The organism is Exiguobacterium sp. UBA3968, assembly GCF_002385115.1.
Taxonomy (GTDB): domain Bacteria; phylum Bacillota; class Bacilli; order Exiguobacteriales; family Exiguobacteriaceae; genus Exiguobacterium_A.
The window spans coordinates 1,811,242-1,825,723 of the sequence record NZ_DGCW01000005.1 but is presented as its reverse complement, the minus strand read 5'-3'; the positions used below and the strand labels follow the sequence as shown (position 1 = coordinate 1,825,723).

Sequence of the window (14,482 nt, the reverse complement as noted above, 5' to 3'; positions counted from 1 at the left end):
GCATTACACTTTAGATAGATGGATTACTAGACGAAGGGCGTGGAAGGTATGTCATATAATTTAAATAATGCGGATGGTGTCGTGAACGTCTCGCAACAAGTCATCGAGGTCATCGCAGGTGTAGCCGTTCAAGAAACAGAAGGCATTGCCTTTACAGCAGATGATTCGAAATTACAGGAAAAACAGATGGTCAAACTTGTAAAAGTCGAAGATGTCGGCGGCGACATCACGGTCAGTTTATCTGTGCATATCAAATACGGCATGTCGATCATCAAGACAGCTGGAAAAGTCCAAGAACGAATCGCACAAGACATGGAAAATATGCTCGCGTTCCAACCAAAAGCAATCAACGTCCGTGTCATCGGACTCTTAAAAGGATAAGGAAAACGTCTCGGCATCTTGTGTGCCGAGACGTTTTTTTATGAAGAAGATGGGAGATAGCGGAGTCCGAGAGCATCGACGTGCGGGGCGGTGCAGGAAAAACGGAAACGAATTGCTTGTTGGCTATAAGCAGGTAAGGATAGTCCGGGATGGGTGACGTCTGCGATTGGCGTTTCGTCATCCATTAGTTCAAGTGTTAGCGCCTCGAGTGTCAGCGTCTGATCGCTCGCATTACGGACGAGAACGATTGCTGTCACAGTGTCTAGCTCGCGCGTGATTGAAACTGGTAAGAGGGACCAACCGTCTGCGGGTGGTGTCGGATGCGAATAAGCGACTTGGCGGATCATCCGTTGCTCGAGTTCCGTGGAGTCGTCTTCGATGAAGAGCTCCGTCAGAGTCTCGCTTGAGAAGACGAGTTGTAGCGGCTCCGTCAACTGTTCGAGGTCGACGAAACATTCGTCTTCTTCAAACGTCAACCAGAGCGGTAACGTCGCCATCGGAAGGATGACCGGGACCTCCTCGATACTGAGAACTTTACGAGCAACAAGTTCATCACCGGATAAAGCAAGGACGACGAGGTCATTCAGGTGGAACGACCGAGACAACGTGTTTTGGAACAAGGCGATGACATGAAGCGGACGGTGTGATAAGACTTGAAACAGATGGATTGCCATCTGATTGTCTTCTAGATCAGGCAGTTGTTTCACGACGTGACGAAAGACGTATTCATCTTCCTTGACGATCGGCATGTCCTCCGTGAAGTAGAGCGGGGGACGGAACACTTCATTCGACGTGTGCATGGTGCAGTTCTCCTTCGCTATCGTGTGTCTGTTCGGCGCGGCAGATGCCTGAAAGGACCTGTTTCTCGAAACTTGCAATGGCATATTCAAAATAATCCATGCCTTCCCGTTCGAAGATGCGGACCGGTTGTTCTTGTCCGTAACTGCGGAGATGAATCCCTTCTTTTAAAGTGTTCATCGCCGTCAGGTGGCGCGTCCATTGCTCGTCCAGTGCAAGGAGGATGAAACGTTTGACGGTCTCTTTTTCAGCTGTGACATGGGCAACAAGTAGGGCTTCGGTTTCAGCAATCAGCGGCTCGAGTTGTCGTTTCATCTCGTCGATCGTCTCCAGTCGTTTTAACGTGACTGGTTGATGTAACAGTTGCTCGAGTTCTGTCATGACGAGAGCCAGTGGCCATTCTTCTGGAACGAGATCGTCAGAGAGTGTTTGGTCGAGGATCGACGGCAAGACACGTCCTGCAAATGGCTGAACGATATCCTCGAGTGACGTCGCATCAACGATTCTGTTTCGGAGATGATAGATCGCTTGCCGTTGTTCACTGATGACTTCTTCGAGCTGAACGAGTTCATCCCGAACACTTCGGTTGACAGATTCACATGTCGACTGAGCGAACTGCAATAGATCCCGGACGTCACGCGAAGTGAGCGGACCGGCAGTATTTCGTACTTTTTGTTGCACACGCTCGAGGCGATCGCGCGCGAAACGGCGTGGCAGTTCATCTTCGAGCGAAAGATAAAACTGCGTCAATCCAGGATCACCCTGGCGACCTGCCCGACCACGCAACTGGTTGTCGATCCGGATCGATTCATGGCGTTCGGTACCGATGACGAACAAGCCGCCTTGTTGTCGTGCCGCTTCATCGAGTAAAATATCCGTTCCGCGACCTGCCATATTGGTCGCGATCGTGATTCGACCAGCTTGTCCGGCAGCCGCAATGATCCGGACTTCCTGATCGACGGTTTTAGCGTTCAGGATCTCGTAGGTGAGTCCGTGCGCATCAAGTGTCTTCGCGACGCGCAAGGACTGTTCAATCGATGAAGTCCCGATCAAAACCGGTCGTTCCGTGACGTGTGCCGATTTTGTTGCTAGCGCGATGGCTTCTAGCTTTTCGTCGCGTGTTGCAAAGACGACGTCCTCTGCATCGATTCGAATTTTCGGGCGGTTCGATGGAATCGTCACGACGTCCATGCCGTATGTCTTTTGAAATTCTTCCCGTGACGTCGCCGCCGTACCGGTCATTCCAGCTACCTGATGATAGAGACGGAAGTAATGTTGGATCGTGATTTGGGCGGTCGTCCGGTTCTCTTCCGTGACCGGAACCCCTTCTTTTGCTTCGAGGGCTTGGTGTAAACCATCGGATAGACTGCGTCCTTCCATCAGACGACCTGTGAAGAGGTCGACGAGCGCGATTTTTTGATCCTTGATGATATAATCGACATCTCGTTTGAGAACGACATGGGCACGTAAGGCTTGAATGACGTAATGGAAGAGGACGGAATGCTCGGCGGCAAACAGATGATCAATCGCAAACGCCTCTTCGATTGTTTCGATGCCATGATCGGTCAAGGCGACGGCTTTGATTTCTTCATCAAACGTATAATCCCGCTCGTCTTCAAACGTCTGGACGACATGACGGACGAGTTGTTGTAATCCTTCGTGGACACTGTCTCGTTCCGCCATGATGAGTGGCGTTTTCGCTTCATCGATTAAAATGCTATCGACTTCGTCGATTAAGGCGAAGTGCAGGGGACGTTGCAGACGTTCCGTCGGCTCCATGATCAGATGATCCCGCAGGTAATCGAATCCGAATTCAGTCCCGACACCGTATATAATATCTGCTGCGTAGGCAATCCGTTTTTCCTCAAACGTTGCTTCAGCGGAATTGATTCCGACCTGCAATCCTAAAAAACGGTGGATCTGACCGATTTGTTCAGCATCGCGTCGTGCTAGATACTCATTGACGGTAATGACGTGAACGCCTTTTCCATATAACGCTTGGGTGAAGCTCGCGAGTGAAGCGACGAGCGTCTTTCCTTCACCTGTCGCCATTTCGGCGATTTGTCCTTCCAGTAGTGCGAGTCCGCCCATGAGCTGCACATCGTAGTGTCGTAAGCCGAGCGTCCGTTTACTCGCTTCTCGAACAAGCGCAAACGCCATTGGTGAGATTGCATCAATCCGTTCTCCGTTTCGTAGCCGTTCCCGCAACGAAATCGTCAACTCCCGTAACGCTTCATCAGATGTTTGCTCCATTTCTCGTTCTAAGCTATTGATCGTCGTTACGATTTTTTCATAACGATGAACTCTTCGACTTTGATCATTCAACAACTGTTTAACACGTTGAAACATCTTCGTCACTCCCTCATATGCTATGAAGTCATTATAGCAGTTAAAAATTGTAAAACGAATAGTAAAAAACGAAATAAGTAAAACATTCCCTTAAAATTGAAAGCGTTATCAAAAAGAAGGTATCTCAGCTTTAAAAACAAAGAATCAGAAATATTTGATAACGCTTGCAAAGAGTCGAGAGAACCAGTAAAATTATTCATGAGGCAAGTGCAATCGTTTGCGCAAAGTCATTCGATTTCTTGCCTTGCATGGACGATGGAAGAAAGGATGGATGTCGGATGGCACCAACGATCGAAGCGGTCATTTTTGATTTAGACGGCGTAATTACCGATACAGCAGAGTATCACTACTTAGCGTGGAAACAATTAGGAGAGGATTTGGATATCCCGTTCGACCGGGAATTTAATGAGACATTAAAGGGTGTCAGCCGGATGGATTCACTCGAGCGTATCCTTGCGCTTGGCGGAAAACAAAACGCTTTTTCAGAGGACGAGAAGCTAGCACTCGCCGCTAAGAAAAATGAACACTACGTCACATTGATCCAGCACATCTCTGAACAGGATCTTCTTCCTGGAATCACTGCATTCCTCGATGAAATCCGAAACGCTGGGCTGAAGATCGGAATGGCGTCCGCCTCTAAAAATGCGCTGATGGTCGTTGAGGCATTAAAGGTTCGGCACTATTTCGATGACATCGTAGACGCTGCGACTGTTGCACAATCGAAACCACACCCTGAAGTGTTTCTCCGTGCTGCAGAAGCACTCGACGTCGAACCGAGTCGTTGCATCGGTGTAGAAGATGCGACGGCTGGCATTACTGCCATCCACGCTGCCGGCATGTATGCCGTCGGAGTCGGACCGGAGTCGGCACTCCATGAGGCAGACTATCGTGTCGATTCGACAGATTTGCTTTCCCTTGAGCAAATCCTCGCTAGTCGCTCCCTTGTCTGAACCATTCCCTGATGGTGAAGGACATTCCTTGAAAGTTATGTATTTAAAAAGGATCGCTTCCCTGAGCGATCCTTTTTAATATGCGGTTGATTTAAAGCGAAGCGAGAATCCCGTCCGCGATTGCTTGCGCGTAGCGGGATTGATATGTCGGATTCGTAAGTTTCGCACGATCCGAACTGTTCGAGAGGAAACCGAGTTCCGCTAGAATCGATGGCGCTTGTGTGCCGCGAATGACAGCATAGTTCGCATAGTGAACGCTTCGGTTACGCATGCCTGCATACGAGACGAGACGTTGCTGAACGTTCTGAGCGAGGTTGATCGAAGAAGCACCCTTATAGTAGAAGGTCTCTGCTCCATATGCCTGTTCACTCGTTGAAGCATTGATATGAACACTGACGAAAGCAGTCGTCGCATGACTGTTCGCAAGGGCGCTCCGTTCTCCAAGTGACGGGTAGTAATCGTTTGTATAACGTGACATCGTCACATCGACTTTTCCGGCAAGACGTTCAGCGACTTGTTTCGTGACTGCAAGGACGATGTCACGTTCCGTAACGCCGTAACGAACCGCGCCTGCGTCATGTCCACCATGACCTGGGTCAAGGACAAGCAATGGACGGTTTGATGGTGCCGGTTGGAACAGTGTCAGATACGTCGCATCGACATAACCGCTTTGACCACTCGCTGTCCGGACGGCGACGAAGCCTTTCGTTTGATGCCGCGGATTCGTGACGACGACAGGGGTCCCCCGACCGAGACGGGCGATTTGACCACTGAGCGTTGAAGTATTCGCACGAAGAGCGACACTGTTACCGGACGAGATCAAGACATACATCTTCGAACCACTGTAGTCAACGTTTCCAGTCGTCGAGGCAGGGACGGAAGCCCCTTTTTTCAAGTATGTCCCCATGACATAACCTGTTTTCCCTTGGTACTGCACCGTATGCCAGTTCGATTTAACGGCGAGGGAGCTGACTGCTGTTCCACTCGGAATCGTTGTAAGTACTTTCCCGGACGTCGAAGGGGACGAACGGAAGTTCAAGCGATCGGTCGTCGTATAGACCGTGGTCTTAGCTGGTGCAGCTACTTTCTTCAAATAAGAACCCGAAACATAACCAATCTTGTTCGCATAGGTCACTTTATACCAATTTCCGCTTTTAAAACTCGATTGTACGCCTGTCCCTTTAGGAATCGTCAACAAGCGATTAGAAGACGTCGTTGCCGCACTACGTAAGGACAACGCATCGGTCGTCTTATAGGACGTCTTCGTAAAGGACGTACCACTCTCAATCTTTTTCAGGTAAGATCCCGTCACATAACCCGTCTTTCCTTTATATGACAACTTATACCAAGAGCCTTTACGGTAGTTTGATGTGACGTTCGTCGTCTTCGGGATCGTCAGTAGTTTCTTCGAAGAGGTCGAATTCGAACTACGTAAATTCAAAGCATCCGTCGTCTGATACGAAGTTTTCGTAAAGGTTGTGCCGGTCGCAGCCGATACAGTAGAAGTAGAAGCGAAGCAACCGGATACCAACGAAAGTACTAAAGCGGTCTGAAATGTTTTAGGTAATTTGTCCATTAAATTTCCAGTCTCCTTTTCGTTAAAATAAGAAAGATATATCTTGTATTAATAGAACTTAAGTATTATTAAAATAGTTAAATCTCGAAATTATATGTTCCGTTTTCATTCCTTTCTGTTAATATGAAGTGTAGCCAATTTATCGGTAAGGATATGAAAATATTACAGGATAATTAAATAATTAAAGAAATTATATATTATCGAGGCAAATTATAGTTTAACATATTTCAAAATACATACAATTGAAACACAACTGAAACATTAATGTATAAAATAGGAAAGAGGGGCAAGGAATGGGGAACAGTGAACACATCTACCGCGAACTAATGGAAATCGAAGAGGAATACCGTCGTCTGCAACGACGCGCCGAGTATTTGATCTCGGAATTAAGCCGTGGAACGGGAGAACATTCGCAAGAAATCGCCGTCACGCATGAGCGTCCGTTAAAGCAACGTCGCGTCAATCAACGGTATCCACTAGAAGTCTACGTGCACCAAATCAGTGATTTAATGCGCGAGCGTGAATCGATGACAGCACGTGATATCCAAATGGAACTCGAGTTACGTTATCGCCACCAAATCAGCAATATCTATCAATTGATGGCGAAAGTCGAACAGGCAAACCCTGCCATTAAGAAAGTCGGACGCGGTATCTATACATATGATCCAGCTGCTGAAGTACCGATCTTCATGTAAGAGCCGCTCGTCGGCTCTTTTTTTTTATGATATAATTCGCGCAGGAGCGTGATGTTACTATGTTATGGACTGCGTCCATCGTCTGTTTTATCGCCGCCTTACTGATCACACCCGTCGTGAAACGCTTTGCGATTGCAGTCGGTGCCGTTGACAGTCCAGACGCGCGAAAAGTACATGTCCGAATCATGCCGCGACTTGGCGGACTTGCGATCTATATCGCGTTCATGATCGGTTATTTTATCTTACAACCTTCGAGTCCGTATGCGACGCATATTCTAGTCGGCGGATTCGTTATTATTTTGACAGGTGCCTTCGATGATCGATTCCAGCTCAATGCCCGTTTAAAGCTGATGGGGCAAATCGTTGCCGCCGTCATTGTCCTCAACGGTGGGATTCGGATCGAGTTCATCAATCTACCGTTCGACCAACAATTATATCTTGGGTGGTGGAGTGTTCCGTTGACGTTCCTTTGGGTCATCGGGATCACGAACGCCGTCAACTTGATTGATGGATTAGATGGTTTAGCAGCCGGTGTCTCAAGTATCGTCTTGTTGACATTGATCAGTCTTGCCGTCATCCAAGGAAACGTCTACGTGACGATCGTCGCGATTCTCTTATTGATGAGTACGTTCGGCTTCTTGTTCCATAACTTTTACCCAGCGAAGATTTTCATGGGCGATACGGGTGCTTTGTTCCTCGGGTATATGCTCGGTGTGTTGTCGTTACTTGGATTCAAGAACGTGACGCTGTTCTCGCTTGCCGTTCCGGTCATTTTGCTTGGTATCCCGATTTCCGATACGTTATTTGCGATCGTCCGTCGGGTGTTGCAAGGAAAACCGCCATTCGCACCGGACAAAGCTCATTTGCATCACCGGTTACTTGATCTTGGCTTTACAATGCGCCAAGCGGTCCTTGTCATCTATGGACTCTGTGCAATTTTTGGGATGACGGCAGTTCTCTTTTCTCAGACGAACTCACTTGGGGCACTTGTCTCCCTCATCATGTTACTGCTTGTCCTCGATATTTTAGTCGAGTCGCTTGGTTTGCTCGGTGAACGCTATCGTCCATTATTGAATTTGTTGGAACGTTTTACATCGAGATAGCGTATGATAAAGACCGCTCAGAAAATGAGCGGTCTTTTTTTAGGAAGGAAGTGTTAGGTTGGAACAACAGTTGAATCAACGCATCGTTTATTTAGATGTGTTACGGGGTTTTGCATTATGCGGAATCCTATTCGTCAATATGCCAAGTTTTCTTGGCGATCGATCACATGCGATGATGGGGGAAGTGGACCAATGGATTCGTCTGTTTTTTGACCTTTTCATCCAGACGAAATTCTATACGCTGTTTAGTGTCTTGTTCGGAGCAGGATTCTATTTGTTCATCCAGCGTTTGCGACAAAAAGGATTATCGAAGATGATTTTTGCGCGTCGTCTAGGGATTCTTTTTCTCATTGGACTGGTACATTTATGCTTGTGGCAGGGCGATATTTTACATACGTATGCGTTGACTGGTTTCATCTTGTTATTATTTACGAAAGCAAAGCCGATTACGAAAATGTTATTTGCAGTCGTCGGTCAAGTGTATACTTTCCTGATTTACATATCGATTTACCAATATGCTAACGAATTCGGAGATGAATCGAGTATCGAAGAGAATGATTTCTTGCAATCGTTGATCGCTTCCCGGGATATTGTCGGCTTCATTCACGATGAGATAACCGTTCAACTACCGCAATCCTTTCTGAACACCGGTATCATATGGCCGCAAATTCTGTCGCTGTTCTTAATCGGGGCGTTGTTGATGGAACGTTTCAGCACACGACCGCCGACGAATCGTTTTCTCTGGTGGACGCTCGGAATCAGCCTGTTGCTGACGGTGCCATCATTCGTAGGAATCATTCATTCACATATGGACGTACCAGACGGTTCATCTAATCTCTTTTATGTCTGGTTATCAGGTCGGACGCTTGCTATCACCTATGCTTGTGCTGTCGCATTACTCGTCCGTGCTGGACGAATGCGGTGGTTTGCTGGACTGGGACGGATGGCATTGACGAACTATTTAATGCACACACTCGTCTTTACATGTTTCATCTTCCTGAGCGGTCAGTTTGAAACGACGCCTTTATGGCAAGGTCTGTTACTTGTATTCCTGATTTTGATTACGCAAGGTATCGCATCAAACAGATATCTAAAGCATCATGCACAAGGTCCCATGGAGAAATTGTGGCGAAAGGGAACATACGGGAAGAAAAATCATTGAAGTTCACGAGAACTTAACAATTTTTATGTAAAATGAAAGATGGAGGTGAAACATGCATCGTTTAATCGAAATCTTTCTAGTGTCGTTTAAGCTCGGATGGACGTCGTTCGGTGGTCCGGTCGCCCATCTCGGGTATTTTTATGAAGAATATGTCAAACGGAAAAAATGGATCGACGAGAAAGCCTATGCTGACTTAGTCGCGCTCTGTCAATTCTTACCCGGTCCAGCCTCGAGTCAGGTTGGAATGGGCATCGGGCTGATCCGTGGTGGGGTAGCAGGAGCAATTATTTCCTTCATCGGCTTCACGTTGCCGTCGAGTATCGCCTTGATTCTGTTCGCGCTTCTTGCGACACGGTTCGACGTTGCAGAAGCTGGATTCATTCACGGATTAAAACTGGTTGCGGTCGCGATTGTCGCTGACGCCGTTCTGGGTATGGGAATGAAGCTTGCGACAGGTGCTAAACGCCTGACCTTGATGTTACTGGCGCTCTCAGGCGTGCTCTTGATCGCCCATCCATTGGCGCAAGTCGGAGTCTTGTTGCTGGCTGGTCTTATTGCCTTCTTCTGGTTCAAAGAAGGAACGAAGACAGGTGGTTCGTTGTCAATTCGCGTACCACGAATGCTTAGCGTCATCGCACTCGTCTTGTTTTTCGTCTTACTCATCATCACACCGTTTCTCGCTCAAGCGACAACTGGAACCATCCAGCTGACGAGTATCATGTACAGTGCCGGAGCTCTCGTCTTTGGTGGCGGACATGTCGTCTTGCCATTTCTTGAGAAATCGCTCGTACCTGGACTCATGAATACGGATACGTTCCTTGCCGGATATGCAGCGGCACAAGCGGTACCAGGTCCACTGTTCACGTTCGCGACGTATCTCGGTACGATCATCTCTGGTATTTCTGGAGGCATCCTTGCGACGCTTGCGATTTTCTTACCCGGTTTCTTACTCGTCATCGGTGTTTTGCCGTACTGGGATCGCATCCGAAAAAATCAGTCGGTTGGTCGGATGTTGATCGGGGTCAACGCTGCCGTCGTCGGTATCTTACTCGCGGCATTGTACGATCCGATTTTTACATCGAGTATTAAAAGTGGACTCGACTTCTTGATGGCTTTCGGATTATTTTGTCTGTTACGTTTTTACAAGCAGTCACCGCTTCGTATTGTTCTGATCGGTGCAGTGCTCGGGTTTCTTTTCTTCTAATAACAAAGCAGCAGCGGACATTTGTCCACTGCTGCTTTGTTATTAGACGTCACATGCGCGTCAAGAAGACGAGTTCAATCTCATCGCGGAATACGCGTCGAACTTCCATGAAGCCGAAGCGAGCATAAAGAGCGAGCGCGGGAAGATTACGCGCGCCGGTCATGACATGTTTTGCGTGACTGTGTTCGAATAGATGTTGCAACAAGGATTGTGCAATCCCTTGCCGGAAGTATGCCGGATCAACGACGAGACGGGTGATTGTCAGAGCGTCAACCGTGACGGCACCAGTGATGTTATCGTCGATAACATAAACAAAACCAGTCGGTGCCTCTATGTTGATGTCATCAATCGTTTCGCGTAATGGCGGGAAATCAGCAGTTTCGAGTAATCGTGCTTCAATCTGATAAGCGCGGCGCTGAACGTCTAATAGTGACGTATGATCAGTTGGTTGAAGTGACCGAATCATCTGCAGCCTCCGTCGTCGTGCCGTCCGTTGTCTCATCAGTCGGTAGATTGAGCTGTTCCTTCAACGTCGTTTTTGCATCCGCAAGTGAAGTCGGATCAAGTTGGTAGTAGTAGACGCCGTTGATTTTCGTATCCGTTCCTTTTAGATCAATCTGGTTGATCGAACCGATTTTTTTGATGAATGGTTGCAATTGGAATGCTTCCGTCAACGACATGTTCGTTTTGAAGTTATCACCGGTCGCATCCATCAGACTGTTCAATTTCGTGATGGAACCGAATGAGGTGGATTGATCGACGATCGCTTCGACGATTTGTTGTTGGCGTTTTGTTCGACCGATATCACCTTCAGGATCTTGATAACGCATTCGGGCATAAGCGAGTGCTTCCTCCCCATTCAACGTTTGTTTCCCCGGCTCCAATTTGACACCATTGCGCTTATCGGATGAGTCGAGCGTATCGATTGGTAATTTGACGTCGACATCGATGCCACCTAAGGCGTCAACGATCGCGACGACACCGTTGAAGTTGATCGAGGCGTAATAGTCGATGGGGATATCAAGTAATGTCTCGACGGTTTCAATCGTTGAATCGATGCCACCGAAGGCATAGGAATGGTTGATCTTATCTTCATAACCAACCGAAGGAATCTGGACAAGTGAATCACGAGGAATACTGACCATATCGACCGTCTGATCATTCTTGTTGAATGTCGCGACGATCATCGTGTCAGCACGTGAGGAGGTATCGCCAGGTCGTTCATCCGTTCCGACAAGCAAGACAGAAAAGTGGTCTTTCGTCAAATCAATCGCAGCTTTTCGTTTCTCAGACTTGTCCCCACGAGCTAAATCGACTTTTGAGTCGTTTGCGGTCTGAAATGTCTTGTACGCGACATACGCGAAGGTCGCCCCTCCGCCAATAAGCACGATAAGAAAACTGATCACGAACACTTTGAACCAAGAACGTTTTTTCTTTATCTTTTTTTTATTGCTTCGGGTTCGCTCTTCCACGTTCATTAACCCCTAACTTTATCTGAATTTTTGAAAAACTTTAAAATTCTTTACAATCAGTATAGCAGTTCAAGAAATAATGTCACGTTCGAGGTAGCGTGTAGAGCCGCTTGACAACTCAGCTTGACCATTCGTCATATTCGTCATCCAGTCGAGAAAATCCGGAACATCGGCTGTCTTGACGAGGACGTCGATCTGGACTTGATCGAGGTAATGGATCTGATCAATTGGATGGACGCTTGCCCGCAGTTCGTTCTCGAGTTTTCCAAGCCATGTATAATCGACGGTGACGGAGACGACAGTATGTTCGATCCGTTCGACGACGCCGACTGCGTTCAGTGCTTCAGAAACGCTCGAACCATAAGCGCGGATCAATCCACCGCCACCGAGCTTGATACCGCCGAAATATCGTGTCACGACAACGACCGTATCGCGTAAGTCTCGCTTTTTCAATACTTCAAGCATTGGAACACCGGCCGTTCCGCTCGGTTCACCGTCATCATTCGCTTTTTGGATCTCATTGCGTTCACCGATGACGTAGGCGGAACAATTATGGTTCGCATCGTGGTGTTTTTTTTTCAGCTCGGAAATGAACGCCTGGGCTTGTTCTTCCGTCGTTGCACGCGCTAAATAGGTAATGAATCGTGACTTTTGGATAATGATTTCGTGGAAACCGTTTTCTTTTACTGTATAATAATTAGATAATGTCATAATCAAAAATGTCCTCCTCGTTAACTAGTTCTTTCTAGCATAACGACGTTCCAAGAGAGAGACAACCGTAGACGACTGGCAAGGAATGGAGGGAGTACCATGACGAATGAGATGAGGGAGCGGCTATCCTTGAATGATATCGTACAGAACATCATCGGCGTCGTAGAAGAGAGTCGGGAAGAAATCGTCCGGATTACGGAAAGTTCTCGCGAACAGTATGCCGAAATTCAGCAAGAACTACGCGACCTGAAGATTCGGGTGCACGACTATATAAAAGAAGCAGAACGACTTGAACGGCACATCAAGGATGCGAAGGCGCGACTCGTCGTCGTCAGTAAGAACTTCGACAGCTACTCGGAACAGGATGTCCGGTCGGCCTATGAGACTGCAAACGCGTTGCAGCTCGAATCGTTCATCAATCAACGAGACGAGATGAATTGCCGAAAACGACGTGATGAGCTCGAGCGCCGACTGATTCAGCTTGATGAGACGATAGAACGAGCAGATCAATTGATTGGACGTGTCTCGGTCGTCTTGAACTTCTTGACGGACGATATGCAGATGATGAATGAAAAATATGAAAAGGCGATGCAAAAGCAGGAGATGGGTCTAAAAGTCTTCCAGTCCGCCGAAAATGAACGCCGCCGGCTGTCGCGCGATATGCATGATGGTCCGGCACAGACGCTTGCCCATGTCTTGATCCGGGCAGATTTGATTGAAAAGATTCACCAGCACAATGGGGCAGAGGCAGCTTTTGAAGAGATTCACCGTTTACGGACGTTGATTCGGGATGGGCTTGCTGATATCCGTCGTATCATATACGATTTACGTCCGATGACGCTTGACGATCTCGGATTCGTTCCGACGCTCGAACGTTATCTTCGTCATATTCAAGAAATTTCGAATATTCCGGTTCACTTCAACTATCTTGGAGGCGGTGAACGAATCGATTCGACGTATGAAGTCGCCGTTTTCCGAATCGTGCAAGAAGCCGTTCAAAATGCAGTTAAGCATTCCAAAGCGAGTGACATTCGTATTATCATAGAACAATATCAACATTCCGTACGAATCCATGTAAAGGATAATGGCGTTGGATTTGATTTTGATTCCATCGTCGCGTCGTGTGACGAGTCATTCGGACTCGTCGGTATGCGTGAACGGATCGAATTGATCGATGGTGAATTCGAAATCGAGACGCAACCCGGAAAAGGTACGGTCATCAAGGTAAAGATTCCAATCGAGGAATCTGAAGCGAGAGGGGAAACACTGTGAACAACGAGCAAGTGAAAGTAGTCATCGTCGACGATCATCAGTTATTCCGCGAAGGCGTTAAACGAATTCTTGATTTCGAAGAAGAGTTCGTCGTCGTAGCGGAGGGGGAAAGTGGAGCGGAAGTCATCTCGCTCGTCGAAACCCACCAACCGGATATCGTCTTAATGGATATCAACATGCCGCAAGTCAATGGTGTCGAAGCAACAAAACGTCTGATGGAAGTCTATCCGGACGTCCGTGTCATCATCTTATCGATTCATGATGATGAGACATATGTCATGCATGCACTCGGTGCAGGCGCGGTCGGTTATCTCTTAAAAGAAATGGCAACCGATGAGCTCGTCAATGCGATTCGTTCCGTATACCGCGAAGGTGGCTACGTCCATCCGAAGGTCACACCGAACTTGTTACAGGAATATCGTCGTTTGATGAAGATGAAACAAACGATGGCATCACAGCCTGTTGAAAAACGAGTCGCGGAAGCACCGCTCCACGTTCTAACACGTCGCGAATGCGAAGTCTTACAGTTACTGGCGGACGGCTTCTCAAACCGCGCGATCAGCGATACATTATACATCAGTGAAAAGACGGTTAAGAATCACGTCTCATCAATCCTTCGGAAGATGAATGTACCGGACCGTACTGGTGCCGTCGTCGAATCAATCCGCCGTGGATGGGTCGTCGTCTAACATCTCGAAAGACAGGAGCCGGGGCTCCCGTCTTTCTTTTTTTATCCAAGGAAAAATGCTACACTTAAAAACGATTGTGGCGTGTCACATTCGGCAGCGTCACGACGGAACTATAAAAGC

Annotated in this window: 14 protein-coding genes; 8 read left to right on the top strand and 6 right to left on the bottom strand. The window is 47.7% G+C overall.

Annotated elements, in window-relative coordinates:
- Positions 1–48 precede the first annotated feature (48 nt).
- Positions 49–381: an Asp23/Gls24 family envelope stress response protein gene (locus B3S86_RS11210; protein WP_029342549.1), complete on the top strand. Its 333-nt coding sequence runs from the start codon at positions 49–51 to the stop codon at positions 379–381.
- A 38-nt stretch (positions 382–419) separates the two neighbouring features.
- Here the strand turns inward: B3S86_RS11210 and B3S86_RS11205 are convergent, their stop codons facing one another.
- Both B3S86_RS11205 and secA2 read right to left on the bottom strand, forming a co-directional pair.
- Positions 420–1,181, bottom strand: coding sequence for an SLAP domain-containing protein (locus tag B3S86_RS11205; RefSeq protein ID WP_290752527.1), 762 nt, complete (start codon positions 1,179–1,181; stop codon positions 420–422).
- On the bottom strand, positions 1,165–3,528 hold the full coding sequence (gene secA2, locus B3S86_RS11200; protein ID WP_290752524.1) for an accessory Sec system translocase SecA2: 2,364 nt from the start codon (positions 3,526–3,528) through the stop codon (positions 1,165–1,167). The genes B3S86_RS11205 and secA2 overlap by 17 nt, the downstream gene beginning before the upstream one ends.
- Positions 3,529–3,806: 278 nt before the next feature.
- Between secA2 and pgmB the strand changes: the two genes are divergently transcribed.
- On the top strand, positions 3,807–4,478 hold the full coding sequence (gene pgmB / locus B3S86_RS11195; RefSeq protein ID WP_035410155.1) for a beta-phosphoglucomutase: 672 nt from the start codon (positions 3,807–3,809) through the stop codon (positions 4,476–4,478).
- Between the two features lie 91 nt (positions 4,479–4,569).
- Here pgmB and B3S86_RS11190 read toward each other — a convergent pair whose 3' ends face one another.
- Complete coding sequence (locus B3S86_RS11190) at positions 4,570–6,054, bottom strand: N-acetylmuramoyl-L-alanine amidase (protein WP_290752521.1); 1,485 nt, start codon at positions 6,052–6,054, stop codon at positions 4,570–4,572.
- 293 nt (positions 6,055–6,347) lie between these two features.
- Here B3S86_RS11190 and B3S86_RS11185 point away from each other — a divergent pair, with 293 nt between their 5' ends.
- Genes B3S86_RS11185 through chrA form a run of 4 tightly spaced genes read left to right on the top strand, consistent with a single transcriptional unit; the run spans position 6,348 to position 10,218 of the window.
- On the top strand, positions 6,348–6,749 hold the full coding sequence (locus B3S86_RS11185) for a hypothetical protein (protein ID WP_035410150.1): 402 nt from the start codon (positions 6,348–6,350) through the stop codon (positions 6,747–6,749).
- Positions 6,750–6,808: 59 nt separating this feature from the next.
- Positions 6,809–7,852 carry a glycosyltransferase family 4 protein gene (locus B3S86_RS11180; protein WP_290752517.1) on the top strand — a complete coding sequence of 348 codons (1,044 nt, stop codon included), beginning with the start codon at positions 6,809–6,811 and terminating at the stop codon, positions 7,850–7,852.
- Between the two features lie 58 nt (positions 7,853–7,910).
- The gene (locus B3S86_RS11175) at positions 7,911–9,014 is read left to right on the top strand and encodes a DUF418 domain-containing protein (protein ID WP_290752515.1); all 1,104 of its coding nucleotides are present in this window, start codon (positions 7,911–7,913) and stop codon (positions 9,012–9,014) included.
- A 52-nt stretch (positions 9,015–9,066) separates the two neighbouring features.
- Complete coding sequence (gene chrA, locus B3S86_RS11170; protein ID WP_290752513.1) at positions 9,067–10,218, top strand: chromate efflux transporter; 1,152 nt, start codon at positions 9,067–9,069, stop codon at positions 10,216–10,218.
- A 49-nt stretch (positions 10,219–10,267) separates the two neighbouring features.
- On the opposite strand, the gene B3S86_RS11165 is transcribed toward chrA, so the two are convergent.
- The 3 genes from B3S86_RS11165 to B3S86_RS11155 form a co-directional block, all read right to left on the bottom strand.
- Positions 10,268–10,684 carry a GNAT family N-acetyltransferase gene (locus B3S86_RS11165; RefSeq protein WP_290752510.1) on the bottom strand — a complete coding sequence of 139 codons (417 nt, stop codon included), beginning with the start codon at positions 10,682–10,684 and terminating at the stop codon, positions 10,268–10,270.
- Positions 10,659–11,690 (bottom strand): LCP family protein, encoded by a 1,032-nt coding sequence (locus tag B3S86_RS11160; RefSeq protein ID WP_290752507.1) that lies wholly within the window; start codon positions 11,688–11,690, stop codon positions 10,659–10,661. Before B3S86_RS11160 ends, B3S86_RS11165 begins: the two co-directional genes overlap by 26 nt.
- A 69-nt stretch (positions 11,691–11,759) precedes the next feature.
- Positions 11,760–12,401: a YigZ family protein gene (locus tag B3S86_RS11155; protein WP_035410134.1), complete on the bottom strand. Its 642-nt coding sequence runs from the start codon at positions 12,399–12,401 to the stop codon at positions 11,760–11,762.
- Positions 12,402–12,500: 99 nt separating this feature from the next.
- Here B3S86_RS11155 and B3S86_RS11150 point away from each other — a divergent pair, with 99 nt between their 5' ends.
- A complete protein-coding gene (locus tag B3S86_RS11150; protein WP_035410131.1) occupies positions 12,501–13,673 on the top strand; it encodes a sensor histidine kinase in 1,173 nt (390 codons plus the stop codon).
- Positions 13,670–14,362, top strand: a complete 693-nt coding sequence (locus tag B3S86_RS11145) for a response regulator (protein ID WP_029342537.1) — start codon at positions 13,670–13,672, stop codon at positions 14,360–14,362. Before B3S86_RS11150 ends, B3S86_RS11145 begins: the two co-directional genes overlap by 4 nt.
- The last annotated feature ends 120 nt before the right edge of the window (positions 14,363–14,482 follow it).